We start from the raw sequence: 25,843 nt of genomic DNA, 5'->3' as shown, positions 1-25,843 counted from the left end.
ATGTGACGACAGGCCCTACGCCGCGAAGGCCCGCTCGAAGGTCTCCCGTGTCCGCGGATCGCGGTCCAGGATCCCGAACACCACCCGGTCGAACACCCCTGCGAACCGTCCCGCCAGCAGCCCCCGGAAGGCTTCCGCCACCTCCGCCGGGTCGTTCCGGAACACCCCGCACCCCCACGCGCCCAGCACCAGCCCCCGGTACCCGTGCAGCGCGGCGACCTCCAGGACCAGCCCGGCCCGCCGTGCCAGCGCCGCCGGGATCTCGGCGGCCCGCTCGGGTTCCTGGCGCCGGATCGTGCCCGCGTTCGGGGCCGGGGAGGTCAGGAAGCCGACCCGGAAGGGGTTCTCCAGCAGCGCGCCCCGGTCGTCGCGGAAGACGGGCACCCCGGGTGAGTGAATCACCCGGTCGGTGTAGAAGGTGCTGCGTTCCGCGCGGTGGATCTCGTAGTACTCCGGCGCCTCCAGCAGGGTCTCGTACAGGGCCGAGGCGCGGCACAGGGCCTCCTCCTGGGCCTTGGCGCCGCGGACGTAGCCGCCGCCGGGATTCCGGGCCGAAGCGAAGTTCAACACGGCCACCCCGGCGCCTTCTGGGACCGGCCCCAGGCCCTCCGCCGCGAGCCTGCGGGCGGCGACCGTGCTGCTCTCATCGGTGACCTCGACGGCCGTCTCGCCGCCCCCACCCGCGATCACCTCGCCTGGAATGGCACGGTTTGGTCCATATATCCTGGTTCCTGCCTTGGCTTCCGCCAGGGCGGCGGCCAGCGCGACCTGCCGTCCCGACTGCGTCCGGTAGCCACCGGCCGCCAGGATTTCCGCGTTCTCCCGCGCGATCTCGCGCAATCTGCTGCTCACACCTTCATCTTCTGCACCACCAGCCTCGGCGGCAAAGGCATTTGTGCCCGGCGGGCGGGTAGGGACGGGTGATGTCACGACCGACGACAGGAGACGAGGACCCGGTCATGTCACAGGACTCACCCGCTCCACCCACTGCCCGTCCGCCCGCACTCGCGATCACCGAGACCGAGGCCGAGGACCTGGTCCACGGCATCTGTTTCAAGACCGGCCCGCCCCGCTTCCTCGGAGCCGAGCTCGAATGGCTGGTCCTGGACGCGGAACGGCCCGGTCAGCCCCTGTCCCCCGAGCGGCTGCGCGCCGCGCACGCCGCCGCCCGCGCCCTTCCCCTGCATTCCCGGGTGACCGTGGAACCCGGCGGCCAGCTGGAGCTCAGCTCGGCCCCCGCCACCTCCCTCAGCGGCTGCGTGGACAGCCTGCAGGACGACCTCACCGCCGTACGGGCCGCCTTGCTCACCCAGGGCCTGGTCCTGCACGGCCACGGCCGCGACTCCCGCCGCCCGTACCGCCGGCTGCTGGCCAGCCCCCGCTACGACGCGATGGAGGCCTACTTCGACCGCACCGGCCCGGCCGGGCGCGCCATGATGTGCGCTTCCGCCTCCGTACAGGTCTGTGTGGACGCCGGGCACGAGGAGCCGGGCGTACTCGGCCACGGCCGGCGCTGGCGGCTGGCGCACCTGCTGGGCGCGGTCCTGGTGGCCTCCTTCGCCAACTCGCCCTCGCACGAGGGCCCGTACGCCGGATGGCGCTGTGCCCGCCAGGGCACCTGGGCCGACATCGACGCCGGCCGGCGTGCGCTCGCCCCGCCGCTGGACGGCCCGCCGCGCGACAGCTGGACCCGCCAGGCACTGGACACCGAGGTGATGTGCGTACGGTCCTACGACGGCGAGCCGTGGACGCTCCCGCGCGGCATGACCTTCCGCGACTGGCTGCGCACGGACGGCCACCCCGGGCTGCGGCCCCCCACCGCGGAGGACCTGGACTACCACCTGACCACGCTGTTCCCTCCCGTGCGGCCACGCGGCCACCTGGAGCTGCGGATGATCGACGCCCAGCCCGGTGACGACGGCTGGCTGGTCCCGGTCGCCGTCGTGCACGCGCTGTTCGACGATCCGGAGGCGGCCGAGACCGCGTACCGGGTCGCGAAGGGACTCGCCGACACCTACGGCTCCGGTCCCGCGCCGCACAATCCGCTCTGGCGGTCCGCCGCCCGCCGCGGCCTGTCCGATCCGGAGCTGCGGGCGGCCGCCAAGGCCTGCTTCCGGGCCGCCTCCGAGGCGCTGCCCCGGCTGGGCGCGAGCGCGCACGTCCGGGAGACCGTCGGCGCCTTCTCCGAGCGCTTCGTCCTGCGCGGCCGCAGCCCGGCCGACGACCCGCCCCAGCCGCGGCCCGCCGCGAGGGAGGCCCGGCTGTGACCACCGAATCCCACCCCGGCCTGCGGGAACGGGCGGCCGCCGCGCTGACCGCCGCACGGGCCCGTACGGCTTCGCTGACCGACGCCGTGACCGACGAGGACCTCACCGCGCAGCATTCCCCCCTGATGTCCCCGCTGGTCTGGGACCTGGCGCACATCGGGAACCAGGAGGAGCTCTGGCTGCTGCGCAACGTCGCGGGGCGCGAGTCCATGCGCCCCGAGATCAATTCGCTCTACGACGCGTTCGAGCATCCCCGTTCCGAGCGGCCGAAGCTGCCGCTGCTGGGGCCCGAGGAGGCCCGCCGCTACGCGTCCGAGGTGCGCGGCAGGGTCTTCGACCTGCTGGAGCGCACTCCGCTGGAGGGTACGGCGCTGCTGGACTCGGGCTTCGCCTTCGGGATGATCGCCCAGCACGAACAGCAGCACGACGAGACCATGCTGATCACCCATCAGCTCAGGCGGGGCGCTCCCGTACTGACCGCACCGGACCCGGATCCCGACTACGATCCGCCACTCGCGGCCGAAGTGCTGGTTCCCGGCGGCCCGTTCACCATGGGCACCTCGGCCGAACCGTGGTCGCTGGACAACGAGCGTCCCGCGCACACCCGGGACACGCCGCCGTTCTGGATCGACACCGTGCCGGTGACCAATGCCGCGTACGAGGCGTTCATCGCGGACGGCGGCTACCGCGAGCCCCGCTGGTGGGCGCCTGCGGGCTGGGAGCAGATCCGCGAACACGACATCGGGGCGCCGCTGTTCTGGCACCGCGAGGGCGGGCAGTGGCTGCGCCGCCGCTTCGGGGTCACCGAGCCGGTGCCGGGCGAGGAGCCGGTGCTGCACGTCAGCTGGTACGAGGCGGACGCCTACGCCCGCTGGGCGGGGCGCCGGCTGCCCACGGAAGCCGAGTGGGAGAAGGCCGCCCGGCACGATCCGGTGAGCGGCCGCTCGACCCGCTACCCGTGGGGCGACGCCGACCCCACGCCCGTCCACGCCAACCTGGGCCAGCGCCACCTGCGCCCGGCCCGGGCGGGCAGCTACCCGGCCGGGGCCTCCCCGCTGGGGGTGCGCCAGCTGATCGGCGACGTGTGGGAGTGGACGGCTTCCGATTTCCTGCCGTACCCGGGGTTCCGGGCCTTCCCGTACCGCGAGTACTCGGAGGTGTTCTTCGGGCCGGAGCACAAGGTGCTGCGAGGCGGTTCGTTCGCGGTGGACCCGGTGGCCTGCCGGGGGACCTTCCGCAACTGGGACCTGCCGGTGCGACGGCAGATATTCTCCGGCTTCCGAACCGCGAGGGACGTCTGATGTGCCGTCATCTTGCCTATGTGGGCCCGGTGGTGGCGCTCGGGCGGCTGCTGAGCGAGCCGGAGCACTCGCTGGTCCACCAGTCCTGGGAGCCGCGCCGCCAGCGCAACGGCACGGTCAACGTCGACGGCTTCGGCGTCGGCTGGTACGCCGACGACGACCCGGTGCCTGCCCGCTACCGCAGGGCCGGGCCGATCTGGTCCGACCTGACCTTCGCCGATCTCGCCCGCGTGGTACGCAGCCGGGCCGCGCTGGCCGCCGTACGGGACGCCACGCGGCCCGGGGCCGACGGTGAGGCCGCGGCAGCGCCGTTCGGGGACGGGCCGTGGCTGTTCAGCCACAACGGCGCGATACGGGACTGGCCGGACTCGGCGGCTCCGCTCGCGCTCGGCCTGCCGCCCGAGGATTTGCTGCAGCTGGAGGCGCGCACGGATTCGGCGCTGGTCTGGGCGCTGGTCCTGCACCGGCTGCGGGCCGGGGACGATCTGGGCACGGCACTGGCCGAGCCGGTCCGGCAGCTGGCCGTGGCCGCTCCCGGTTCCCGGCTGAACCTGCTGCTGACGGACGGCGCCGCCATCGCGGCGACGGCCTGGGGCGATTCGCTCTGGTATCTGACCGACCCGCAGACGGGGCGCGTGGTCGTGGCGTCCGAGCCGTACGACGACGACTCCCGCTGGTGCGAAGTACCCGACCGGACCCTGCTGACCGCCACCCCTGCCCGGGTCGAGCTGACCCCGCTCAAGGAGACCCCGATGAGGGAGAAGGAGCGCTCGTGAACGACTTCCAGATGACCCGGACCCTCGACGAGAACGCCGCGGAGGCCGCGCTGCGCGCGGATGTGCTGCACGGGCTGACCCAGACCCCCAAGGCGCTGCCGCCCAAGTGGTTCTACGACGCGCGGGGCAGTGAACTCTTCGAGGAGATCACGCGGTTGCCCGAGTACTACCCCACGCGCGCGGAGCGGGAGATCCTGCTGGAGCGGGCGCAGGAGATCGCCTCGGCGAGCGGGGCCCGGACCCTGGTGGAGCTGGGCTCCGGTTCCTCGGAGAAGACCAGGCACCTGATCGAGGCGATGCCCGCGCTGGACACCTACATCCCGGTGGACGTGAGCGAGAGCGCCCTGGCCGGTGCGGCCGAGACGCTGCTGGCGGCGCATCCGGGGCTTCGGGTGCACGCCCTGCTGGCCGATTTCACGGCGGCGCTGCGTCTGCCGGAGTCCCCCGGGCCCCGGCTGGTGGTGTTCCTGGGCGGCACGATCGGGAATCTGCTGCCACCGGAGCGGGCGGTGTTCCTGGCGTCCGTGCGGGCGATGCTCTCGCCCGGGGACACGCTGCTGATCGGCACGGACCTGGTCAAGGACGAGGCCGTGCTGGTGGCGGCGTACGACGACGCGCAGGGGGTGACGGCCGAGTTCAACAAGAACGTACTGGCCGTCATCGACCGGGAGTTGGGCGCTGACTTCCACACCGCCGACTTCCAGCACGTGGCGGTGTGGAACCGGGAGCAGGAGTGGATCGAGATGCGCCTGCGGGCCCGGTCCGAGGCCGTGGTGAAGATCCGGGCCCTGGATCTGGTGGTGCCGTTCGCGGCGGGTGAGGAGATCCTGACGGAGGTGTCCGCGAAGTTCCGTCAGGAGGGGGTGCGGAAGGAACTGGCGTCCGCGGGACTGGAGCTGATCCAGTGGTGGACGGACGCGGACGGCCGTTTCGCACTGTCCTTGTCGGTCGCCGACGGTTTGGCGGGCTGAGTGGGTACGCCCGGGAGCGGCAGTGGGTGTGAGGCGGTGGTGATCGCCGTCTGAGCGGCGGCCGCGAGGTCCCGCCGGTCCGTGTGACGGCCCGGCGGGATCCGCGGCAGCAGCGTGACCTCGGCCCGTATTCCGCGGGCCCGGGCGATCCGCCAGAGCGAGGCGGTCAGCGGGTCGTCCCCGACGAAGGCGGGCTCCCCGGCCGTTTGCCCGTCGCACCGCAGGTACGTGAGGCGGATGGGCTGTACGGGCACCCGTGCGTCCAGGGCCGACTGGAAGGCGGCCCTGCGGAAGGTGCCCTGGGCGCGCCCGCACCACGTGGAGCCCTCGGGGAAGACCGTGACCCGGTCGCCGGCCAGCAGCGCTCCGGTGACGCTCTCGACGGTGGCGGGCAGGGCGCGGATCCGGTCGCGTTCGATGAACAGGGTTCCGGCCTGCCCGGCGAGGCGGCCGAGGACCGGCCAGGCCCGGATGTCGCTCTTGGCGAGCATCCGGCAGGGCAGGACGGCGGCGACGAGCGGGATGTCCAGCCAGGAGATGTGGTTGGCGACGACGAGGCGGCCGCCGCCCGGGCCGGGGCTGCCGTGCACGGTGATCCGTATGCCGAAGGCCCGTACCAGCGCGGCAGCCCAGGCCCGCACGACGGCGTGCCGGGGCCGGGCGGGAAGCAGCCGCAGGGGCGGGGCGCCGAGGATCCCGGCCAGGATCAGGGCGATGGCGGCGGTGAGCCGGAGCACCGCGCGCGGGACGCTCGCGGTGCTCCCCTCGTGGCCGGCGCAGGCCTCGGGGGTGCAGGGCGAGGTGGGCAGCCAGACGCTCATGCGCCCGGGACGAGCGAGAGGAAGTGCTTGAGGTAGCGCGGGTTGGTGCGGCGCAGGGAGAGCAGTACGTAGAGGTCGGCGCAGCCGAATTCGGCGTCGAGGGCGGGCTCGCCGCAGACCCAGGCGCCCAGGCGCAGGTAGCCGCGCAGCAGCGGGGGCAGCTCCATGCGGGCGGGGAAGGTGATGCCCTCGGGGTTCCAGGGGAGGTGGGGGGTGACCCGGTACTCCTCGGGGGCGAAGGCGCGGGCCAGGGCGGCCTCACGGGTCGCGGCGGCCAGGACCCCGCCGTCGGCGAGCGGTATCGAGCAGCAGCCGGCGAGCCAGTTGTGCCCGGAGCGCTCCATGTAGCGGGCGAGGCCGGCCCAGATGAGGGCGATGACGGCGCCGTTGCGGTGGTCGGGGTGGACGCAGGAGCGGCCGACCTCGACCAGGTCGGGACGGATGGGGGCGAGGGCGGAGAGGTCGAACTCGCCTTCGGAGTAGAGGCGCCCTGCGACGGCGGCACGCTCCGGGGGCAGCAGCCGGTAGGTGCCGACGACCTGCTCGCGCTCCTCGTCGATGACGAGGAGGTGGTCGCAGTAGGCGTCGAAGGCGTCGACGTCGAGGCCGGGCTCGGGCCCGTCCAGGCGGGCGCCGAGCTCGCCGGCGAAGACCTGGTGGCGCAGGCTCTGGGCGGCGCGTACCTCGTCCTCGTTGCGGGCGAGGCGCACGGCGTAGCGGGGCCCGTCGGCCGGGGCGGTGCCCGTGGCGGCCGGGGCGAGTGCGGCCGCTGGGGCGGCGGCCGGGGAAAGGGGGGACGGGGACAGGGGTGCGATGGTCATGGCGGCTCCTGATCCGGGCACGGGGAGCCAGGCCGGCAGGTGTGCGACCTGGCTCCTTTACTTCTTCCGTCACCGGCTGGATTCGACATGACCGCTCAGCGGCACGCGGATGTGCGGACGCTGAACTCAGCGGTGCTCCCGGCGGCGGTCCGTGGAACCGGCCGGGTCAGCGGTCGGAGCTGAGTACCTTGCTGATGGTGTCGGAGGCCGCCCTGGCCGCCTGCTTGGGGTCCCGGCCGGTGAGGACGGCCGTCATGAAGGGCTTGATCGGGTTCTTCGCCTCGACCTCGGCCCAGCGGGCGGACTTCGGGGTGGCCCTGCCCATGGCGGCTCCGACGGCCATGCTGGCGGCGCCGTCGTTGCCCTCGACCACGTGCGCCAGGGTGGTCTTGTTCGGCACGTAGCTCATCGTGCGGGCGAGTTCGGTCTGCCACTTCTCGCTGACCAGCGCGGTGATCACGGCCACGGCCTCCTTCCGCTGCCGGGTCCTCTCCGGGATGATCAGGTCCGAGCCGCCGGTGAACACGGCGCCCGCCTTGTCGGAGGTCTTGCCGGGGATCGGGAAGTAGCCCAGCTTGCCCTTGAGCGCGGGGTTGGCCGCCTCGATCGCGCCGGCCTGGCCGGGCGGGGCGATGATCTGGGCGACCTGGCCGCCGGCGAAGACCTCCGACTGCGGGGGCGTCTCCTCGTCGGCGTCCTTGGGGCCGTTGCCCAGACCCTGGAGCTGCTTGTAGAACTCCATGCCGGCCAGGGCCTTCTCGTCGTCGAGGCTGCCGACCCAGCGGCCGCCGGTCTCGATGGCCAGTTCGCCGCCCTCGTCCCAGATGAAGCCGGCGAGGACGTACCAGTTCTGGCCGGCGAGGTAGATGCCCTGCTGGCCGGCCTTGTCGAGCTTCTGGGTGGTCTGGATCCACTCCGCCCGGGTCTTGGGCGTGGTCTTGATGCCTGCGTTCGCGAAGAGGTCCTTGTTGTAGATCACCACCCGGTTCGCGGCGTACCACGGGACGCCGTACTGCGCGCCGTTGACGCTTCCCGGGTCGGAGAGGCCCCTGAGCCAGTCCTTGCTGCCCCATTCGCGCAGGCCTTCGAGGGTGAGCTCGGAGAGGCCGCCCGTCTCGATGTACTGGGCGACCTGGGTGTTGCCCACCTCGATCACGTCGGCGCCCTCCTCGCTCCGGCCCTGCAGCACGGCGTTCACCTTGTCGCCGATGCCCGTCCACTCCTGGATCCTGACGTCGAGGTCGACACCCGGGTGTTCCCGCTCGAAGGACGTGGTGAACTTTCCGATGAAGTCCTCCGAGGCGCTGCCCTTCATCAGCCAGAGCGTCACCTTCTGCGACCCCCCGGCCGGGTCACCCGACCGGCCGCAGCCCGTCAGGGCGGTCGCGGCCGCGAGGGCGGTGCACACGGCGAGGAAGCGCATCTTCACGAAAAGGCCACCTTCTGGGGACGGAACCCGGGATGGCTTGAAATTGGCATAGACCAATGGGCGGGTCAAGGGCCTTTCGCTCGGGACTGTTCCCGCAAAGTTCGCGGAGCCGGACTTACTGGGGCACCGTAGAACGAGGCAGAAGCCACCCCAGTGTCGGGAGACCCCCATGTCCAATCACACGTACCGGGTGACCGAAATCGTCGGCACCGCCCACGAGGGCATCGATCAGGCCATCCGCAACGGGATCGCCCGTGCGGGCCAGACCGTGCGAAACCTCGACTGGTTCGAGGTCGTCCAGGTACGCGGGCACATCGAGAACGGCGAGATCGCCCACTACCAAGTGGGGCTCAAGGTCGGCTTCCGCCTGGAGGGCGAGGACTGACCCGGCTCCCCCGCACGCTCAGGTCCGGCCTTCACCCTCCTGGGCCGCCTGGAGTTCGGGCGCGTCCGCCGCCCAGTCGGCCAGGACGACCCGGAATCCGGTGGCGCGGGCGGCCTGGCAGACCAGTTCGTCGTCGTCGACGAGCATGCGCACCTCCCGGCCCCGGGCGATCCGCTTCAGTACCTCCAGCTTGGTCGTCCGGGCCGGCCGCCGGTCCTGGTTCCCGCGCATCCACAGCCGGCCCTCGGGCAGGCCGTGCCGGACGAGCCAGTCCTCCGTGTCCGCCCGGCAGCGCTCGGGACGGCCGGTCAGGTACACCACCTCGCAGTCGGCCGCGCTCTCCACCGCCAGCGCCACTCCGCGCCCGAGCGGCGGATCGGCCGGGGCCGCGGCGAAGAAGCCGGTCCAGTCGCGGGGACGGCGCTCCAGGAAGTGCTGGCGGTGCCCCGTGTCCGCCAGGGTGTTGTCGATGTCGAAGACGGCCAGCGGCCGGTGGGTGTTCCCGCTCATCCCGCAACCCTAAGCGGCCTCGGGGACGTGCCCTACTTCCCCGAGGCCGCTCAGGCCGAGTCGCGGGAATCCTCACGGCCCCGGGACGTTGAGACCTGTGTGATCCGGAAACTCTCGATACTCGACCGGTCCCGCACCCGTGAGGGCCACCCGGCCCCGGAGGCCCTGCGCGACACCCTGGACCTGGCCCGGACGGCCGAGGAGCTCGGCTACCACCGCTTCTGGGTATCGGAACACCACAGCGTGCCCGGGGTCGCGGGCTCCGCGCCGACCGTGCTGGCCGCCGCCGTCGCCGGAGCCACCCGGCGGATCAGGGTGGGCACGGGCGGGGTCATGCTGCCCAACCACCAGTCGTTGGTGGTCGCGGAGCAGTTCGGGGTCCTGGAGGCACTGTTCCCCGGCCGGATCGACATGGGGCTCGGCCGCTCGGTCGGATTCACCAACGGCATCCGGCGGGCCCTGGGCCGGGACATCGGCGACGCCGGCCTGTTCGAGGAGCAGCTGGCCGAGCTGCTGGGCTGGCTCGACGGCAGCCAGCAGGCGCATCCCGAGGTACACGCCCGCCCCGCCGAGGGGCTGCGGATACCGGCCTACGTGCTGGCCACCGGCGAAGGCGCCGGGATCGCCGCGCGGGCCGGGCTGCCGCTCGTCGTGGGAGACCTGCGGGCCCGCGGCAAGGTCGCGGACGTCGTCGAGGCGTACCGCAAGGATTTCCGGCCCACCGCCTGGGGTGCGGAGCCGTACGTGGTGGTCTCGGGGACGGTGGCGGTGGCCGCCACCGCCGCGGACGCCCGCCGGATCCTGATCCCGGAGGCGTGGTCCCTCGCCCATTCCCGCACCCGGGGCAGCTTCCCGCCGCTCCGGTCGGCCGAGGAGGTCGAGGCCCTGGTCATGGCCCCGAAGGAGCGGCAGCTGTACGAGGGGGCACTGGCCGGGCACGTGCACGGCACCGAGGAGCAGGTCGCGGCGGAGCTGTCGGAGGTCGCCGAGCTGACCGGCGCGGACGAACTGCTGGTCACCACCTCCACGTACGACCGGGCGGCGCTGGTGGACTCCTATCGCAGGCTGGCCCGGGTCACGGGCCTCACTCCCCGGCCCAGGCTCTAAAATAGGACGAATGCACCAGCCCGCCGACCCTGGCTCTTCCGCCCGCGCCCCCGACGGCCGCGATTCCCACGTGCGCGTCCGGGGAGCCCGCGAACACAACCTGCGCGGCGTCGACGTGGACATCCCGCGCGACGCGCTGACCGTGTTCACCGGGGTCTCCGGCTCCGGCAAGAGCTCGCTCGCGTTCGGCACGATCTACGCCGAGGCCCAGCGCCGGTACTTCGAGTCCGTGGCCCCGTACGCCCGTCGGCTCATCCACCAGATCGGCGCCCCGAAGGTGGACTCGATCACGGGGCTGCCGCCCGCCGTCTCCCTGGAGCAGCGCCGTTCCTCGCCTGGCTCGCGCTCCTCGGTCGGGACCGTGACCCTGCTGTCCAATTCGCTGCGGATGCTCTACTCGCGGGCCGGGACATACCCGCCGGGAGCCGCGCGGCTCGACTCCGACGCCTTCTCCCCCAACACCGCTGCCGGGGCCTGCCCTTCGTGCCATGGACTGGGCCGGATCCACCGCACCAGTGAGGAACTCCTCGTCCCCGACCCGGGCCTGTCCATCCGTCAGGGCGCCATCGCCGCCTGGCCCGGTGCCTGGCAGGGCAAGAACCTGCGGGACATCCTGGAGACCCTGGGCCATGACGTGGACCGGCCCTGGCGGGAGCTGCCGGCGAAGGACCGCGAGTGGATCCTGTTCACCGAGGAGCAGCCGGTGGTGACCGTGCACCCGGTGCGCGAGGCCGACCGGATCCAACGGCCGTACCAGGGCACGTACATGAGCGCCCACCGCTATGTGATGAGGACCTTCTCCGACAGCAAGAGCCCCACCCTGCGGACCCGCGCGGAGAGCTTCCTCGCCGACTCCCCCTGCCCGGTGTGCGAAGGGCGGCGGCTGCGGCCGGAAGCGCTGGCGGTGACCTTCGCGGGGTACGGCATCGCCGAACTGGCGGCGCTGGCGCTGACCGACCTGGACCGCGTGCTGGCCGGCGCGTCCAGGGACGCGGAGGCGGGGGCTGAGGCGGGCGGAGAGGCGGGCGGGGAGGCTGCGCGGGTGCTCGCCGAGGACCTGCGCTCGCGGATCGGGCCCGTCGTCGAGCTGGGGCTCGGCTATCTGAGCCTGGACCGCGCCGCACCCACCCTGTCCACGGGCGAGCTCCAGCGGCTGCGGCTGGCGACGCAGCTGCGGTCGGGGCTGTTCGGCGTGGTGTACGTACTGGACGAGCCGTCGGCGGGGCTGCATCCGGCCGACACCGAGGCGCTGCTCGGCGTACTGGACCGGCTGAAGACAGCGGGGAACACGGTGTTCGTCGTGGAACACGATCTGGATGTGGCGCGGCACGCGGACTGGCTGGTGGACGTGGGGCCGCTGGCCGGGGAGCACGGCGGCCGGGTGCTGTACAGCGGGCGGCCGGAGTCGCTCGCCGGTGTACCGGAGTCGGCGACGGCCCGGCACCTGTTCGCGGGGCGGGAGCCGGTGGCCGCCGGGCGCCGGGTGCGGGAGGCGACCGGGACGGTGCGGCTCAGTGGCGTCGACCGGCACAACCTTCGTGATGTCAGTACCGAGTTCCCGCTGGGCGTGTTCACGGCGGTGACCGGTGTGTCGGGGTCGGGGAAGTCCACGCTGGTGGGGCAGGCGCTGGCCCGGGAGGTCGAAGAGCGGCTCGCGGAAGCGGACTTCCCCGTACGGCGGCTGGTGGAGGTCGACCAGAAGCCGATCGGCCGCACCCCTCGGTCCAACCTGGCGACGTACACGGGCCTGTTCGACGTGGTGCGCAGGCTCTTCACAGCGGCGCCGGAGGCCAAGGCGCGGGGCTGGAAGGCGGGCCGGTTCTCCTTCAACGTGGCGGGCGGCCGGTGCGAGACGTGCCAGGGCGAGGGCTTCGTCTCGGTGGAGCTGCTGTTCCTGCCGAGCACGTACTCCCCGTGCCCGCAGTGCGCGGGCGCCCGGTACAACGCCGAGACCCTGGAGGTCCGGTACGCGGGCCTGAACATCGCGGAGGTGCTGGCGCTGACGGTGGAGTCGGCGGCCGGATTCTTCGCGGAGGTGCCGGCGGCGGCGCGCAGCCTGCGGGCGCTGGAGGACATCGGGCTGGGCTACCTGCGGCTGGGGCAGCCGGCCACCGAGCTGTCGGGCGGCGAGGCACAGCGGATCAAGCTGGCCACGGAGCTGCAGAGGCTGCGCCGGGACCACACGCTATATCTGCTGGACGAGCCGACGACCGGGCTGCACCCGGCCGATGTCCGGGTGCTGCTGCGGCAGTTGCACGGGCTGGTGGACGCGGGGCACTCGGTGGTGGTCGTGGAGCACGACATGGCGGTGGTGGCGGGCGCGGACTGGGTCATCGACCTGGGCCCGGGCGGTGGCACGGAGGGCGGCCGGATCGTGGCGGCGGGCACCCCGGCGGAGGTGGCCGGCACGGCGGGCAGCCGTACGGCGGGCTATCTAATGCGGGCGCTCGGGAAGGTCCCCGAGGGAGTGCCCGGACCGGCTGGTGGTCTGGGTCAATGGTGATCCGCTGATCGTGGACTCCGCCGGGAACGAGCCGTATCGGGGTTTCCGAGGCTCAGGCATCGCCCGGCAGCAGGTGCTGTGGCAGTTCGCGGAAGCTCCACCGGCCCCGGCCGCGGGTGAACTGCCAGACGAGGTCGTAGCGATCGGGCGGCCAGGCCGCGGGGACGCCGACGACCTCGTGGGCGCCGAGGGCCCGGACCAGGCGGGGGATTCCGGTGTGCTCCCAGCAGACCAGTACGGGCATCGGGGCGGCCAGCGCGGCGTGTGCGAGGGCCGGTTCGGCTCCGACGGCGAAGTCGGCGCGGACGGGGGTGCGCAGTGCGGTGGCCAGTGCGGCCACGGTCTGCCTGCACCGGGCGGGGGCCGCGACCTTGCCGCCGGCCGCGAAGACGGCGCCGGGGCGGGGCAGTGCGGAACCGCGGGCCGGAGGGAAGAGCCGCGAGAGCTCCGCGGCCCGGCGCCAGCCGCGCCTGGCCAGCGAACCGGGGTCGTCCTCGCCCTCCTCGTCCCGGCCCCAGTCACCGGCGTACGGCTTCTCCGCGTGCCGGATCACCATGATCAGGGCGTCCTTGGGCACGGGCTGCGCGCCGGCGGCGGGGCCGCGGGGGTGGCCGTCCGGGGAGCAGCCGGCCACCGCGAGCGGGGCGAGGGCTGCGGCCAGCACGGTGCGGCGGCGCGGTCCGGACCCGGCGGGGGCTTGTGGCATGCGGCCACTGTCCGCCACGGGCCGTGCGCCGCCCGGACGCGGCACGGTGCGGATCCCGGATGAGCGCCCGGTCGGCGCATCGGGTCAGCCGATCGGCCCAGGCTCCGCCGGGGGCGGGGCCTGGGCCCGGGTCTGGGGCCGAGGGCCGGGGCCGGGGCGCGGCTCAGCCCTTGCGGACCGCCCGCAGCCACTCCTTGTTCATCGCGGCGATCGACGGCAGCGGGATGCCCTTGGGGCAGGCGGTGGCGCACTCGCCGGTCAGGGTGCAGCCGCCGAAGCCCTCCTCGTCCATCCGGGCCACCATGTCGAGTACGCGGGACTCGCGCTCCGGCGAACCCTGCGGGAGGACGCCCAGGTGGTTGACCTTGGCTGAGGTGAAGAGCATGGCGGAGCCGTTCGGGCAGGCCGCCACGCACGCTCCGCAGCCGATGCACTCCGCGTGCTCGAAGGCGAAGTCGGCGTCGGCCTTGGGCACGGCGGTGGCGTGCGCCTCGGGGGCGGACCCGGTGGGGGCCGTGATGTAGCCGCCGGCCTGGATGATCCGGTCGAAGGCGCCGCGGTCGACGACGAGGTCCTTGACGACCGGGAAGGCGGCGGCCCGCCAGGGCTCGACGTCGATGGTGTCGCCGTCGGCGAAGGACCGCATGTGGAGCTGGCAGGTGGTGGTGCGTTCCGGGCCGTGGGCGTCGCCGTTGATGACGAGGCTGCACGCGCCGCAGATGCCCTCGCGGCAGTCGTGGTCGAAGGCGACCGGGTCCTCGCCGCGCAGGATGAGGTCCTCGTTGAGGGTGTCGAGCATCTCCAGGAAGGACATGTCCTTGGAGATGCCGTCGACCTCGTAGGAGGCCATGGTGCCGGGGGCGTCGGCGTTCTGCTGGCGCCAGACGCGCAGGGTGAGCTTCATGCGTAGCTCCGCTGGGTGGGGTGGACGTACTCGAAGACGAGGTCCTCCTTGTGGAGGACGGGGGCCGCGCCGGTTCCCTGGTACTCCCAGGCGGCCGCGTAGCCGAACTCCTCGTCGCGGCGGGCGGCTTCGCCCTCCGGGGTCTGGGACTCCTCGCGGAAGTGGCCGCCGCAGGACTCGGCGCGGTGCAGGGCGTCGAGGCACATCAGCTCGGCGAGTTCGAGGTAGTCGACGATGCGGTTGGCCTTCTCCAGCGACTGGTTGAACTCTTCGCCGCTGCCCGGGACCTTGATGCGCCGCCAGAACTCCTCGCGGATCTCCGGGATCCGGGCGAGTGCCTTGCGCAGGCCGGCGTCGGTGCGGGCCATTCCGCAGTACTCCCACATGAGTTCGCCGATCTCGCGGTGGAAGGAGTCGGGTGTGCGGTCGCCGTCGACGGCGAGCAGCTTCGCGAGGCAGTCACGGGTCTCGCGGACGGCGGCCGCGGCCTCGGGGTGGCTGTCGTCGATCTCGTCGTGGTGCGGGTGGCGGGCGAGGTAGTCGTTGATCGTGGAGGGGAGGACGAAGTAGCCGTCGCCGAGGCCCTGCATGAGGGCGGAGGCGCCGAGGCGGTTGGCGCCGTGGTCGGAGAAGTTGGCCTCGCCGATCGCGAACAGGCCGGGGACGGTGGTCTGCAGGTCGTAGTCGACCCACAGGCCGCCCATCGTGTAGTGCACGGCCGGGTAGATCCGCATGGGGACCTCGTACGGGTTCTCCGCGGTGATCCGCTCGTACATCTCGAAGAGGTTGCCGTACTTCTCCGCGACCTTGTCCCGGCCCATGCGGCGGATGGCGTCCGCGAAGTCGAGGTAGACGCCCTGGCCGCCGGGGCCGACGCCGCGGCCCTCGTCGCAGACGTTCTTGGCGGCGCGGGAGGCGATGTCGCGGGGGACGAGGTTGCCGAAGGAGGGGTAGATCCGCTCCAGGTAGTAGTCGCGCTCCGCCTCGGGGATGTCGGCGGCGGGGCGGGTGTCGCCCTTGGCCTTGGGGACCCAGATGCGGCCGTCGTTGCGCAGGGACTCGCTCATCAGGGTGAGCTTGGACTGGTGGTCGCCGGTGCGCGGGATGCAGGTGGGGTGGATCTGGGTGAAGCAGGGGTTGGCGAAGTACGCGCCGCGCCGGTGTGCCCGCCAGACGGCGGTCGCGTTGGAGTTCATCGCGTTGGTGGAGAGGTAGAAGACGTTGCCGTAGCCGCCGCTCGCCAGCACCACCGCGTCGGCGTAGTGGGTGGAGATCTTGCCGGTGACCAGGTCGCGGGCCACGATGCCGCGGGCCACGCCGTCGACCGTGATCAGGTCGAGCATCTCGGTGCGGGCGTGCATCTCGACGTTGCCGGCGGCGATCTGCCGGGACAGGGCCTGGTAGGCGCCGAGGAGGAGTTGCTGGCCCGTCTGGCCGCGGGCGTAGAAGGTGCGGGAGACCTGGACTCCGCCGAAGGAGCGGGTGTCGAGGAGGCCGCCGTACTCGCGGGCGAAGGGTACGCCCTGGGCCACGCACTGGTCGATGATCTCGACGGAGATCTGGGCGAGCCGGTGGACGTTGGACTCGCGGGCGCGGAAGTCGCCGCCCTTGACGGTGTCGTAGAAGAGGCGGTGCACCGAGTCGCCGTCGTTGCGGTAGTTCTTCGCGGCGTTGATGCCGCCCTGGGCGGCGATGGAGTGCGCGCGGCGCGGGGAGTCGGAGAAGCAGAACTGGACGACGTGGTAGCCCTGTTCGGCGAGGGTGGCGCCAGCCGCGCCGCCGGCCAGGCCGGTGCCGACGACGATGACGGTGTGCTTGCGGCGGTTGGCCGGGTTGACGAGCTTGGCCTCGAAGCGGCGGCGGTCCCAGCGCTCCGCGATCGGTCCTTCGGGTGCCTTGGTGTCGGCGAGCGGCTCGCCGGTGGTGTAGCCGACGTATTCGTTCATGCGGTCGCTCATGGTCAGTTCACCACTCCGGTCATGACGGCGACGGGGACGGACACGAAGCCCGTGAAGAGGACGAGGGCCAGGGCGTTGGCCAGGAACTTGAGGGTCCGGTCGCGGCGGGCGTTGCCGGCGCCGAGGGTCTGCGCGGCGCTCCAGAAGCCGTGCCGGACGTGCAGGCCGAGCGCGGCCATCGCCACGATGTAGATCGTGTTGCCGTACCAGGTGGAGAAGGTGGCGAGGACGTTCTCGTACGGGTGTCCGGCCCAGGCGCGCTCGTTGACGGTGAGCGTGGTCAGGTCGAGCACGTGCCAGACGATGAACAGGCCGAGGATGATCCCGCCCCAGCGCATGGTGCGGGTGGCGTAGCTCGCGCGGCGGCGCTTGTGGGCGTACTTCACCGGGCGGGCCTTGATGTCGCGGCGGCTGAGCTGGTACGCGGACACGGCGTGGGCGACGACCGCGGCGAGCAGGACCACGCGGGCGGCCCACAGGCCCCAGTGGCTGTGCAGGAAGGGCTCGCCCATGTGCCTCAGCCAGTGGGCGTATGCGTTGAACTCGCCCGGACCGAAGAAGATCTTGAGGTTGCCGAGCATGTGTACGACGAGGTAGCCGAGCATGATCAGTCCGGAGACCGCCATGACGGTCTTCTTCCCGATGGTGGAGTCCCAGACCGTCGAGACGGCGGAGCCGCCTGTCCGGGTGCGCGTTGCCAGAGCCATGGGATCGACGGTAGGGACGAAGGGCCCGAAAGGTCCAAGACATGATGTCGGTCATCTTGATAGACATTGCCTATGCAGTTTCAGCAGCTGGTGTATTTCGTGGCCGTCGCCGAGACCCTGCACTTCACCCGGGCGGCGGAGCGCGAGCACGTGGCGCAGCCCTCGCTGTCGCAGCAGATCAAGGCGCTGGAGCGGGAGCTCGGGGCCGAGCTGTTCAGCCGGGCGCGGGGCAACATCGCGCTGACCGAGGCGGGTGAGACGCTGCTGCCGCTGGCCCGGCGGATCCTGGCGGACGCGGACACCGCACGGCTGGAGGTGCAGGAGCTGGCGCAGCTGCGGCGGGGACGGGTGCGGCTGGGGGCCACGCCGAGCGTGTGCACGGGCCTACTGCCGGACGTGCTGCGCGCCTTCCACACCGCGCATCCTGGGATCGAGCTGGTGATCGAGGAGAGCGGTTCGCTCGACCTCGTACGGGAGCTGGCGCGCGGCGCCCTGGACCTGGCCCTGATCGCGCTGCCGCTGCCGCCCTCGGCTCCGGCGCTGACCACGGTGAAGCTGCTGACGGAGGACCTGGTGGTGGTCTCCTCCGCCGAGCTGCCGCCGCCCGGCGGGGGCGGCCCGCTGAGCATCTCCGGGCTGCGCGACGAGCCGATGGTGATGTTCCGCCACGGGTACGACCTGCGGGAGCTGACCGTGACGGCCTGCCGCGCGGAGGGCTTCGAGCCGGTGTTCACCGTGGAGGGCGGCGAGATGGACGCGGTCCTGGGCTTCGTTCGGGCGGGGCTGGGCATCGCGGTGGTCCCGGCGATGGTGGTGGACCGCGCCGGCCCCGGCCTGCGGGCGACCGCCTTGGCGGGCTCACCGCTGCGTCGCACGATCGCCCTGGCCCACCGCACCGATGTGGCTCCCCCGCGCGCGGCGCGCGAGCTGAAGCGCATCCTGGTGGGCTGACCGGGGCGGTCAGCCCGCGGTGGCCGCGGGCAGGGCCAGGTCGAGGCCGCCGGACAGCATCCCGAAAGCCGCGTCGGCGTCGGCCACAGCCGCCGGATAGGCCTCGCCGGCGCTCCGGCCGGAGTCGATGCGACGCCAGTTCTCCCGGCCCAGTTCGTGGCGCACGGCCACCAGGTGCAGCGCCGCCAGCCGGGCGGTGAGCGGTGGGGCCGACTCGGCTTCGAGGGCCGCGGCGAGCAGTTCCACTTCGCGGGTGGTGTAGAGGGCGAGGCGCGACTCCAGACTCGCGGTGGAGTAGAGCAGGCGCTGGAATGCGAGCACGTCGGGATGGTCGCAGAGCCCGGTGATCGGGTCCCGCCGGTCGAGGGCCTCCAGGAAGTGCGCGTGTACCGCGCCGACCGGGCCCTGCCCGGCCGGCCGGTCGCGCACGATGCGCGCCACCTCGTCCTGATGGTCGGCGAACCGGTCCAGGACCAGGTCCTCCTTGCTCGGGAAGTACCGGAACAGCGTGGGCTTGGAGACCTCCGCCGCGGCGGCGACGTCTGCCACCGAGACGGCGTCGAAGCCGCGCTCCAGGAAGAGTTCGAGCGCCGTGGCCGCCAGTCGGTGACGCGTACGGAGCTTCTTGTTCTCGCGCAGACCCGTCGTGTTGTTGTCCATGCTTCACACCCTAACACGAGGATGTGACCGAGTTATTTTTCATATCCGGTTATTTTTTTGACTGGGTTGCTTTTTGTGTCGGGAGCCGCTTTCCTTGAGGCAACGACAACGAGACGACGAGAGGACCTCCGATGACCGACGTTCTGATCGTGGGCTCCGGACCCACCGGACTCACCCTGGCCTGCGACCTTGCCCTCCGCGGGATCGCCGTCCGCGTCCTCGACGGACGCTCTGGGCCCCACCGCGAGTCCCGGGGCAAGGGCCTCGTCCCGAGCAGCCTGGAGGTCTTCGCCCGGCTCGGCGCCGCGGAGCGGATGGCGGCCATCGGCACCCGGGGCGTGATCCTGCGCAAGTACTTCGACGGCGCCCACATCAACGACACGCCGACCGGCGACGGCCTGCTCATCGGCCAGTGGCAGGTCGAAGAGGCTCTCCGCGAGCTGCTCGCCGGCCTCGGCGTCCCGATCGAGTACCAGGCCCAGGTCGTCGGCGTCACCCAGGACGCGACCGGGGTCACCGCGGAGCTGGCGGACGGCCGTTCGGTCCGCGCCGGCTACGCCGCCGGGTGCGACGGCGGCCACAGCTCCGTCCGCAAACTCCTCGGGATCCCCTTCGAGGGACGCACGGACGCCACGGAGACGATGGTGATCGGGGACGTGAAGGCGCCGGGGCTGAGCCGGGACCACTGGCACCAGTGGTTCACCTCGGACGGCGGGGGAATGCTGCTCTGCCCGATACCGGCGACGGACGTCTTCCAGCTCCAGGCCTCACCCGAACTCGGCGAGAACGGAGAGCCGCTGCCTCCCTCGCTGGAGGGCTTCCAGCGTCTCTTCGACCGGCACGCCCGGGTTCCGGGGATCCGGCTGACGGATCCCACCTGGCTCGCGGCCTGGCGGGTCAATGTCCGCATGGCTGCCCGGATGCGCGAGGGCCGGGTCTTCCTCGCCGGGGACGCGGCGCACGTCCATCCCATAGCCGGCGGCCTCGGCATGAACACCGGGGTGCAGGACGCGGCCGCGCTCGGCCGTACTCTGGCCGCAGCCCTGACCGACCCGGCCGCGGACGGCGTGCTCGACGCCTACGAGGCCGAGCGGCTCCCGGCGGCCGCCCACGTGCTGGCCGACACCGTCGGGCGGCACGAGCGGGTCCTGGCAGCGGTGCGCGAGCCCGGCCGCGGCACCGAGGCCGGACTGGCCTGACCCCGGGCGGGGTCAGAGCGTCGGCACCGCGTCCGAGAGGGAGAGGGTGTGGATGCGGTCGGGGGCGCCGGGGCGGGCGTAGTACCAGCCCTGGGCGGTGTCGCAGCCGAGGGCGCGCAGCTGGGCGGCCTGGGCGCCGGTCTCCACGCCTTCGACGGTGACGGCGAGTTCGAGACTGTGGGCCAGCGCGACGATCCCCTCCACGATCTTGACGTCGACGGGGTTGGCCGGGATCTGCTGCATCCCCTGGGTGAAGGAGCGGTCCAGCTTCAGGACACTGACCGGCAGGCGGCGCAGGTTGGCCAGGTTCGAGTAGCCGGTGCCGAAGTCGTCGAGGGCGATGTCCACACCGAGGGCCGCGAGCCGGCGCAATGGTTCCAGGAGTTCGTCGTCGGCGCCTATCAGGGCCGATTCGGTGACCTCCAGGCACAGTGCGCCGGGGGCGAGGCCCGACTTCTCCAGCACGGCGACGGTGTCGGCGACCAGGCCCGGATGGTGCAGCTGGGTCGGAGAGAGGTTGACGTTGATCCGCAGGGCCGAGCCGCCGTGCTGGCGCTGCCAGTTGCGGGCCTGACGGACCGCCTCCTCGAGGACCCAGCGGCCGAGCGGCACGATCAGTCCGGTCCGTTCGGCGAGCGGGATGAAGCGGTCCGGCCCTAGCACCCCGTACTGCGGGTGCGACCAGCGCACCAGCGCCTCCGCGCCGTGAACGCTGCCGTCGTGCATGTGGACCAGCGGCTGGTACTCGATGAAGAACTCGCCGCGCTCCAGCGCCGCCGGCAGGGCGTTGGTCAGTCCGTGCCGGGTGATGGCCCGGGCGTCGGCCTCGGCGTCGGCGAACTCGAAACGGTTGCCGCCGGCCGCCTTGGCCCGGTACATCGTGATGTCGGCGCTGCGCAGCACCTCCGCGGGGGTGCGCTCCCCGGCCGGACCCTCGACGATGCCGATGCTGCCCCGGACCGACAGCTCGCGGCCCTCCAGCCGGATCGGCGTGGAGAGGGCCGACAGGATGCGGACCGCGAGGTCGGTCACCTTGTGCTCGATGTCGGAGCCGGTGGTCAGGGCGACGAACTCGTCGCCGCCGAGCCGGGCGACCACCTCGCCGGGGCCCGTCGCGCAGCTCTGCAGCCGGTCGGCGACCTCCACCAGCAGCCGGTCGCCCGCCGAGTGGCCGAGACTGTCGTTGACCGTCTTGAACCCGTCGAGATCCAGGTAGCACAGGCCGAAGTGGCTGCCTCCGGCCCCGCTGAGGGCCTTCTCCAGCCGCTCGAAGAACAGCGTCCGGTTGGGCAGGCCGGTCAGGGCGTCGTGCGTGGCCTCGTAGCGCAGGCGCAGGTTCAGCAGCCGACGCTCGGTGGTGTCCTCCATCAGCGCCAGCTGGTACTGCGGCGCCCCCTCGGCGTCGCGGAGCAGGGACACCGTCAGGTTGGTCCACAGCACGGTGCCGTCGTGCCGGTAGTACGGCTTCTCCACGCGGTAGTTCTCGCGCTCGCCGCGTACCAGCTCGCCGTACATCCGCCAGACGTGCGGGGTGTCGTCGGGGTGTCCCCACTCGCTGACCTTGCGGCCCCGGACGTGCCCCTCCAGGCCGCCGAACATCTTCAGCAGCGCGTCGTTGACCTCCAGGATGTTTCCGTCCAGGTCGGCGATGCCGATCCCGACGGCCGCCCCCTCGAAGACCGCCCGGAAGCGTTCCTCGCTCGCGTGCAGGGCCTGCTGCGCATCGATGCGGGCGGTCAGCGCGGAGCGGGCTATGGCCTCCTGCTCCTTGAGGGTGCGCTCGCGCAGGGCGCGCGCGAACCCCGCCGCGATCCCGTGCTGGAGGCGGGCACAGCGGGCCCGGTACTCCTCGGTCTCCTCCACACCCGAACCACCCGGGCCGCAGTAGAGCACCAGGTACGACTCGACCACCCCGAGCGTGCCGGCCAGCGCCTCGGGGTCGGTGCAGTGCACGGCGACGAGCTCCGTCCCCACCCGCTGGGCGACGGCCGCGTCGAAGGGCCGGGCGTGCAGGGCCTCGGCGAGGGTCCGGGTGAGCGGTACGAGGTGGCGTTCGAACTCGGGACGCGTCAGCGAGGTCGCCGTCACCGGGAAGATCGCCCGTCCCCAGATGGTCGCGAAGCGGGCGATGCGGTCCTCGGTGCCGCCCTTGGGAGCCGCCGCGGGCTCGGACGGCGCCTCGGACTCGGGAGCCTCGGCGGGCGCCGCGGCGGCGTCCGGCGCGCCCGCCGTCTGTGCCGGGAGTCTCACGCCTTGCGTCCCACTCCGCTGAAGCCCGAGTAGGCGTACGGGTCCTCCTGCGCCACGCCGTCCTCCGCGTTCTCGGGGCGGTCCGGCCGCCACTCCGGCATGGAGACCAGCCCGGGCTCCAGCAGCTCGAACCCGTCGAAGAAGCGTCGGATCTGCTCGCCGCTGCGCATCACGAGGGGGTTGCGGATGTCCCGGTAGACGCTGACGGTACCGCCCGCGACCTCCTCCGTGAGCGGGATTCCCTCGAACGAGGCGTGCGTGAGGATCAGCAGGCTGCCCGGGGCCAGGGCGTCGCGCAGCTCGGCCACGGCACCGTACGGATCGTCCGCGTCCTCCAGGAAGTGCAGGACCGCGACGAGCAAGAGCGCGACCGGGCGGTCGAAGTCGAGCAGCCGGCCCACTTCGGGGGCGCCCAGGATGTCCCGCGGCTTGCGGAGATCGGCGGCGACGACGGTGCAGCGGTCGTCGCCCTCCAGGACGGCCCGGCTGTGGGCCACGGCCACCGGGTCGTGGTCGACGTAGACCACGCGCGCCTCGGGGCTGGCGGCCTGGGCGATCTCGTGGACATTGCCGAAGGTGGGGATGCCGGAGCCGATGTCGAGGAACTGCGTGACGCCCTCGGCGACGGCGTGCCGTACGGCGCGGCGCATGAATGCCCGGTTCGCCTGCATGATCTTGGGCAGGCCCGGCATGAATTCCATCGCCCGGCGGGCCGCCTGACGGTCGACCTCGAAATTGTGGGAGCCGCCCAGGTAGTAATCGTACATGCGGGACACGCTCGGCACCGATATGTCGATACCTGGCGGGGCCCAGGCGGGGCGCTCCATCGGGGTCTCCAAGCGTTGTTCCTGCGGCGGTCCGTCCGACGTCGGACTCCTGTCCGAGCCGAATCTACTGATCATTTCCCAACGAGGCGAGCAAAAGCGGAAATTGGCGATCCGTTCTTCGTCACACACCAAAGGCGACCGCCACCCCCGCCCGGCGGATTGATCGATACCGACAAATCCCTTTTGGGAAATGCGCAGTGAGTGCCCGTACCCGCCCGACGGTCGGCTCACGGCTGGCTCAAACCTCACTGGTCACCACTCCACCCGTTCAGGCGAACCGTGACGGACCCTCGCGTGCGCGGGTGTGCGCGGGCCCATGCTCCCGGGGTGAACAGAGCCTGTGCCAGGCGCTTGCTGGCGGTCCCGGTCCTGCTGTGGGCGGCCTTGTCCGTCACGCCGGCCGTGGCTGATAGCTGCGCTTACGCGACGACCGACGCCGACGACGGCGCGGCCGCCATCACGGTGGTCGCAGTGGCCTCCGGCGGCGGCCGCGGAGACGGCCCGGGTGGCGGACATCACGGCCGCGACCACGGCCATGACCACGACGGCAACCACGGAGGAGGGCACGGAGGAGGGCACGGGGGCGGCCACCACGGCGGGCACCACTGCCCGCCGCCGCCTCCCCCGCCGTGCCCCCCGAAGCCGACTCCCCCGCCGAAGCCGACTCCGCCGCCCAAACCCACTCCGCCCCCTACGCCGGCCCCGCCGCCCGTACCCGTCCCGCCCCCGAAGCCCACGCCGCCGCCACCGCCACCGCCCAAGCCGGCGCCGAAACCCGTACCGAAGCCCGTCGCTCCCGAACCGGCCCCGCCGAAACCGGCGCCCGCGCCACCCCGGGTCGTCAAGGCGCCCGCCCCACCGCCGCCCACCCCTGTGGTGACACCGCCGCCCGCGCCCAGGCCGGTGGCCCGTCCCGCCTACCACGCCCCTGCCCGCAAGCCGGTCGAGCACCACGTCTCGCCGGTGACCTTCACCCTGCTGACCGCGGCGCCCGCGGTGCTCGCGATCGTCGCGCTGCGCCCGCGCTAGACCCTGCCGCCGAAGTCCCGCCCGTACCCGATTGGGAGTCATCTTGTCGGAATGGCTCGTCCTGACCATCGCGATGGCCGCGGCCTGTGCCGTGGTGCTGTCCATCACCTTCTTCAACCACCGCCGGATCGGCGAGGACGACGATCCGAACGAGACCCCGGACGTCATCGAGTACATGACGATGATGATCGGGGTGATCTACGCGATCGTGCTGGGCCTGGCGATCGCCGGTGTCTGGGAGGGCCGCGGTGCCGCCCAGGAGTACGTGCGCCAGGAGGCGCAGGCCCTGCACGAGATCAGCGTCCGCTCCGAGGTCTACCCGGCCGAGGTGCGCAAGAAGATCCGGTCCGACGTCGACGCGTACGTGACGTACGTGGTGGACACGGAGTGGCAGGAGATGGCCGACAACGGCGAGCTCACGGACCGCGGCGGGGAACTGCTGGAACGGATCCGCCGGGACGTCACCGACTACGAGCCGAAGACCGACCACGAAGGGCAGGCGTACCAGCCGCTGGTCGACCAGGTCGCGGTGGCGGACGACGCCCGCAGCGCGCGCGGCGAGAGCGCCGGGGCCACCATGCCGGGGGTGGTGTGGTTCGGGCTGATCACCGGGGCCCTGGTGACGGTCGGTCTGATCTTCACCCTGCAGATCCGGCGGTCGTTCCGGGAACTGCTGCTGGCAGGCCTGTTCAGCGCGCTCATCGCCTTCCTGCTGTTCCTCATCTGGGACTTCGACGCGCCGTTCGGGCGGGGCGTCGCGGCCACCGCCGAACCGTTCCTCTCACAGTTCCCGCATCTGGGCCTCACGGACTGAGGGCCCCGAAAGCAGCCGAAGGCCGCTGAAGGCCCTTGAAGGGCCTTGAAGGGCCTTGAAGGCCGGCGGAAGCCGTCGCACTCCGGCGTCCGGCAAACCGGGGACGGGCCTCCCGTCCCCGGTTCGGCCCAGTGCCGTGCCCCATTCGCCCGCTCCTGATCGCGTGTGCCCGCCCCCCGGCCTAGCGTGTCGAACATCGAGGCGCACGACCCCCCACGTGCGGAAACCCTTCCGCGGCTGCTCCTCGGGGATCCGGAGAATCAACCATGGGTGCGATACGTATCTCCGCCATAGCCCTGCTGAGCGCCGCCGCAACGGGCGCCGTACTCGCGCTCGGTGCCCTCGGCGCGCCCGCCGCGACCGCGGCCGGGCCCCGGCAGGTCACCTCGTTCGGCTTCGCCCTCACCCCCTCGACCGTCGCCCCCGGCGGTCAGACGGTGCTCTCCGTCACCGGCTGCAACGCCGCCTACTCCACCGCCTCCTCCGGGGTCTTCGACACCGTGAGCATCGCCCGCGGCCAGACCGTACGGGTCACGGTGGACCGCGACGCCCGGCCCGGGGCCTTGTACTCCGTCTCCTTCACCTGCAACGGGGAGACCGGTTCGGCCGACCTGACGATCGCCGGCGGCACGAGCAGACCGACCACCAGCTCCACGCGGACCGCGGCCAGGGGCGTCGCCACGGTCGTAGCCACCGGCGCCACTTCCTCCACGCTGGGTGTCCGCGGCGGTCTGGGCGGCAGCGTCGCCGGCATGGACCCCGTCGAGCTCGGCGTGGGAGCCGGCCTCTTCCTCGCCGCCGCCGGCGGCACGGCGTATGCCCTGCGCCGCCGGGCCACCGGTCGCGGGCACTGAGCCCCCCGTGCCGACCGGACTCCAGTCAACCGCCGGTGACCCCGGGTCCTGGCCAGGACCCGGGGCGACCGGCGGTTGGGGGCTGCCTTCCGG

Annotated in this window: 24 protein-coding genes; 12 read left to right on the top strand and 12 right to left on the bottom strand. The window is 72.5% G+C overall.

Annotated features, from left to right (window positions below):
- Positions 1 to 15 precede the first annotated feature (15 nt).
- Positions 16 to 852 carry a TIGR02452 family protein gene (locus tag OG429_RS33570; protein ID WP_328929017.1) on the bottom strand — a complete coding sequence of 279 codons (837 nt, stop codon included), beginning with the start codon at positions 850 to 852 and terminating at the stop codon, positions 16 to 18.
- Between the two features lie 107 nt (positions 853 to 959).
- On the opposite strand from OG429_RS33570, the gene egtA reads away from it, so the two are divergent.
- From egtA to egtD, 4 genes are read left to right on the top strand one after another with little or no spacing between them, the layout of a single operon-like run.
- Positions 960 to 2,267 (top strand): ergothioneine biosynthesis glutamate--cysteine ligase EgtA, encoded by a 1,308-nt coding sequence (egtA, locus tag OG429_RS33565; protein WP_328929016.1) that lies wholly within the window; start codon positions 960 to 962, stop codon positions 2,265 to 2,267.
- Complete coding sequence (egtB, locus tag OG429_RS33560) at positions 2,264 to 3,568, top strand: ergothioneine biosynthesis protein EgtB (RefSeq protein ID WP_328929015.1); 1,305 nt, start codon at positions 2,264 to 2,266, stop codon at positions 3,566 to 3,568. Before egtA ends, egtB begins: the two co-directional genes overlap by 4 nt.
- A complete protein-coding gene (egtC, locus tag OG429_RS33555; protein WP_328929014.1) occupies positions 3,568 to 4,344 on the top strand; it encodes an ergothioneine biosynthesis protein EgtC in 777 nt (258 codons plus the stop codon). The genes egtB and egtC overlap by 1 nt, the downstream gene beginning before the upstream one ends.
- Positions 4,341 to 5,315: an L-histidine N(alpha)-methyltransferase gene (gene egtD / locus OG429_RS33550; protein ID WP_328929013.1), complete on the top strand. Its 975-nt coding sequence runs from the start codon at positions 4,341 to 4,343 to the stop codon at positions 5,313 to 5,315. Before egtC ends, egtD begins: the two co-directional genes overlap by 4 nt.
- Here the strand turns inward: egtD and OG429_RS33545 are convergent.
- The 3 genes from OG429_RS33545 to OG429_RS33535 all read right to left on the bottom strand — a co-directional run bounded on the left by OG429_RS33545 (position 5,198) and on the right by OG429_RS33535 (position 8,386).
- Complete coding sequence (locus OG429_RS33545) at positions 5,198 to 6,136, bottom strand: lysophospholipid acyltransferase family protein (RefSeq protein ID WP_328929012.1); 939 nt, start codon at positions 6,134 to 6,136, stop codon at positions 5,198 to 5,200. The two genes, egtD and OG429_RS33545, sit on opposite strands and share 118 nt — an antisense overlap.
- Positions 6,133 to 6,957, bottom strand: a complete 825-nt coding sequence (locus OG429_RS33540; protein WP_328929011.1) for a GNAT family N-acetyltransferase — start codon at positions 6,955 to 6,957, stop codon at positions 6,133 to 6,135. Before OG429_RS33540 ends, OG429_RS33545 begins: the two co-directional genes overlap by 4 nt.
- 166 nt (positions 6,958 to 7,123) lie before the next feature.
- On the bottom strand, positions 7,124 to 8,386 hold the full coding sequence (locus OG429_RS33535; protein WP_443051289.1) for an extracellular solute-binding protein: 1,263 nt from the start codon (positions 8,384 to 8,386) through the stop codon (positions 7,124 to 7,126).
- Between the two features lie 169 nt (positions 8,387 to 8,555).
- On the opposite strand from OG429_RS33535, the gene OG429_RS33530 reads away from it, so the two are divergent.
- Positions 8,556 to 8,771 carry a dodecin gene (locus tag OG429_RS33530; protein WP_328929010.1) on the top strand — a complete coding sequence of 72 codons (216 nt, stop codon included), beginning with the start codon at positions 8,556 to 8,558 and terminating at the stop codon, positions 8,769 to 8,771.
- Positions 8,772 to 8,789: 18 nt separating this feature from the next.
- On the opposite strand, the gene OG429_RS33525 is transcribed toward OG429_RS33530, so the two are convergent.
- Positions 8,790 to 9,281, bottom strand: coding sequence for a phosphatase domain-containing protein (locus OG429_RS33525; protein ID WP_328929009.1), 492 nt, complete (start codon positions 9,279 to 9,281; stop codon positions 8,790 to 8,792).
- Positions 9,282 to 9,380: 99 nt separating this feature from the next.
- On the opposite strand from OG429_RS33525, the gene OG429_RS33520 reads away from it, so the two are divergent.
- Together OG429_RS33520 and OG429_RS33515 are read left to right on the top strand one after the other, a co-directional pair.
- Positions 9,381 to 10,388 (top strand): LLM class flavin-dependent oxidoreductase, encoded by a 1,008-nt coding sequence (locus OG429_RS33520; RefSeq protein WP_328929008.1) that lies wholly within the window; start codon positions 9,381 to 9,383, stop codon positions 10,386 to 10,388.
- Between the two features lie 10 nt (positions 10,389 to 10,398).
- A complete protein-coding gene (locus tag OG429_RS33515; protein WP_328929007.1) occupies positions 10,399 to 12,891 on the top strand; it encodes an excinuclease ABC subunit UvrA in 2,493 nt (830 codons plus the stop codon).
- Positions 12,892 to 12,943: 52 nt separating this feature from the next.
- Here OG429_RS33515 and OG429_RS33510 read toward each other — a convergent pair whose 3' ends face one another.
- The 4 genes from OG429_RS33510 to OG429_RS33495 all read right to left on the bottom strand — a co-directional run bounded on the left by OG429_RS33510 (position 12,944) and on the right by OG429_RS33495 (position 17,166).
- Positions 12,944 to 13,597, bottom strand: coding sequence for a hypothetical protein (locus tag OG429_RS33510; protein ID WP_328929006.1), 654 nt, complete (start codon positions 13,595 to 13,597; stop codon positions 12,944 to 12,946).
- Positions 13,598 to 13,760: 163 nt separating this feature from the next.
- Positions 13,761 to 14,501: a succinate dehydrogenase/fumarate reductase iron-sulfur subunit gene (locus OG429_RS33505; protein ID WP_328929005.1), complete on the bottom strand. Its 741-nt coding sequence runs from the start codon at positions 14,499 to 14,501 to the stop codon at positions 13,761 to 13,763.
- Positions 14,498 to 16,447 (bottom strand): fumarate reductase/succinate dehydrogenase flavoprotein subunit, encoded by a 1,950-nt coding sequence (locus tag OG429_RS33500; protein ID WP_328930499.1) that lies wholly within the window; start codon positions 16,445 to 16,447, stop codon positions 14,498 to 14,500. The genes OG429_RS33505 and OG429_RS33500 overlap by 4 nt, the downstream gene beginning before the upstream one ends.
- 14 nt (positions 16,448 to 16,461) lie before the next feature.
- Positions 16,462 to 17,166, bottom strand: coding sequence for a succinate dehydrogenase (locus tag OG429_RS33495; RefSeq protein ID WP_328929004.1), 705 nt, complete (start codon positions 17,164 to 17,166; stop codon positions 16,462 to 16,464).
- Between the two features lie 72 nt (positions 17,167 to 17,238).
- Between OG429_RS33495 and OG429_RS33490 the strand changes: the two genes are divergently transcribed.
- Positions 17,239 to 18,117, top strand: coding sequence for a LysR family transcriptional regulator (locus OG429_RS33490; RefSeq protein WP_328929003.1), 879 nt, complete (start codon positions 17,239 to 17,241; stop codon positions 18,115 to 18,117).
- Between the two features lie 9 nt (positions 18,118 to 18,126).
- On the opposite strand, the gene OG429_RS33485 is transcribed toward OG429_RS33490, so the two are convergent.
- Complete coding sequence (locus tag OG429_RS33485) at positions 18,127 to 18,777, bottom strand: TetR/AcrR family transcriptional regulator (protein ID WP_328929002.1); 651 nt, start codon at positions 18,775 to 18,777, stop codon at positions 18,127 to 18,129.
- A 131-nt stretch (positions 18,778 to 18,908) separates the two neighbouring features.
- Between OG429_RS33485 and OG429_RS33480 the strand changes: the two genes are divergently transcribed.
- Entirely contained in the window at positions 18,909 to 19,976 is a 1,068-nt protein-coding gene (locus OG429_RS33480) for an FAD-dependent monooxygenase (protein WP_328929001.1), read from the top strand.
- A gap of 12 nt (positions 19,977 to 19,988) precedes the next feature.
- Here the strand turns inward: OG429_RS33480 and OG429_RS33475 are convergent, their stop codons facing one another.
- Both OG429_RS33475 and OG429_RS33470 read right to left on the bottom strand, forming a co-directional pair.
- Positions 19,989 to 22,106, bottom strand: coding sequence for a putative bifunctional diguanylate cyclase/phosphodiesterase (locus tag OG429_RS33475; protein ID WP_328930498.1), 2,118 nt, complete (start codon positions 22,104 to 22,106; stop codon positions 19,989 to 19,991).
- Positions 22,107 to 22,222: 116 nt separating this feature from the next.
- Positions 22,223 to 23,053: an SAM-dependent methyltransferase gene (locus tag OG429_RS33470; RefSeq protein WP_328930497.1), complete on the bottom strand. Its 831-nt coding sequence runs from the start codon at positions 23,051 to 23,053 to the stop codon at positions 22,223 to 22,225.
- 876 nt (positions 23,054 to 23,929) lie between these two features.
- On the opposite strand from OG429_RS33470, the gene OG429_RS33465 reads away from it, so the two are divergent.
- The 3 genes from OG429_RS33465 to OG429_RS33455 all read left to right on the top strand — a co-directional run bounded on the left by OG429_RS33465 (position 23,930) and on the right by OG429_RS33455 (position 25,750).
- Positions 23,930 to 24,082, top strand: coding sequence for a hypothetical protein (locus tag OG429_RS33465; protein ID WP_328929000.1), 153 nt, complete (start codon positions 23,930 to 23,932; stop codon positions 24,080 to 24,082).
- A gap of 43 nt (positions 24,083 to 24,125) precedes the next feature.
- Positions 24,126 to 24,896 carry a bestrophin-like domain gene (locus OG429_RS33460; RefSeq protein ID WP_328928999.1) on the top strand — a complete coding sequence of 257 codons (771 nt, stop codon included), beginning with the start codon at positions 24,126 to 24,128 and terminating at the stop codon, positions 24,894 to 24,896.
- A gap of 266 nt (positions 24,897 to 25,162) precedes the next feature.
- A complete protein-coding gene (locus OG429_RS33455) occupies positions 25,163 to 25,750 on the top strand; it encodes a hypothetical protein (RefSeq protein WP_328928998.1) in 588 nt (195 codons plus the stop codon).
- The last annotated feature ends 93 nt before the right edge of the window (positions 25,751 to 25,843 follow it).

The organism is Streptomyces sp. NBC_00190 (genome assembly GCF_036203305.1).
GTDB lineage: Bacteria > Actinomycetota > Actinomycetes > Streptomycetales > Streptomycetaceae > Streptomyces.
The sequence above is the reverse complement of the archived record's forward strand: the minus strand, read 5'-3'. Positions and strand labels throughout refer to the sequence as shown.

Bases quoted from the DNA above. Each gene is read 5' to 3' on its own strand.
- egtA (WP_328929016.1), top strand. From the start codon at position 960: ATGTCACAGGACTCACCCGCTCCACCCACTGCCCGTCCGCCCGCACTC.
- egtC (WP_328929014.1), top strand. From the start codon at position 3,568: ATGTGCCGTCATCTTGCCTATGTGGGCCCGGTGGTGGCGCTCGGGCGG.
- OG429_RS33545 (WP_328929012.1), bottom strand. From the start codon at position 6,136: ATGAGCGTCTGGCTGCCCACCTCGCCCTGCACCCCCGAGGCCTGCGCC.
- OG429_RS33540 (WP_328929011.1), bottom strand. From the start codon at position 6,957: ATGACCATCGCACCCCTGTCCCCGTCCCCCCTTTCCCCGGCCGCCGCC.
- OG429_RS33530 (WP_328929010.1), top strand. From the start codon at position 8,556: ATGTCCAATCACACGTACCGGGTGACCGAAATCGTCGGCACCGCCCAC.
- OG429_RS33525 (WP_328929009.1), bottom strand. From the start codon at position 9,281: ATGAGCGGGAACACCCACCGGCCGCTGGCCGTCTTCGACATCGACAAC.
- OG429_RS33515 (WP_328929007.1), top strand. From the start codon at position 10,399: ATGCACCAGCCCGCCGACCCTGGCTCTTCCGCCCGCGCCCCCGACGGC.
- OG429_RS33510 (WP_328929006.1), bottom strand. From the start codon at position 13,597: ATGCCACAAGCCCCCGCCGGGTCCGGACCGCGCCGCCGCACCGTGCTG.
- OG429_RS33505 (WP_328929005.1), bottom strand. From the start codon at position 14,501: ATGAAGCTCACCCTGCGCGTCTGGCGCCAGCAGAACGCCGACGCCCCC.
- OG429_RS33500 (WP_328930499.1), bottom strand. From the start codon at position 16,447: ATGAACGAATACGTCGGCTACACCACCGGCGAGCCGCTCGCCGACACC.
- OG429_RS33495 (WP_328929004.1), bottom strand. From the start codon at position 17,166: ATGGCTCTGGCAACGCGCACCCGGACAGGCGGCTCCGCCGTCTCGACG.
- OG429_RS33490 (WP_328929003.1), top strand. From the start codon at position 17,239: ATGCAGTTTCAGCAGCTGGTGTATTTCGTGGCCGTCGCCGAGACCCTG.
- OG429_RS33485 (WP_328929002.1), bottom strand. From the start codon at position 18,777: ATGGACAACAACACGACGGGTCTGCGCGAGAACAAGAAGCTCCGTACG.
- OG429_RS33480 (WP_328929001.1), top strand. From the start codon at position 18,909: ATGACCGACGTTCTGATCGTGGGCTCCGGACCCACCGGACTCACCCTG.
- OG429_RS33470 (WP_328930497.1), bottom strand. From the start codon at position 23,053: ATGGAGCGCCCCGCCTGGGCCCCGCCAGGTATCGACATATCGGTGCCG.
- OG429_RS33455 (WP_328928998.1), top strand. From the start codon at position 25,163: ATGGGTGCGATACGTATCTCCGCCATAGCCCTGCTGAGCGCCGCCGCA.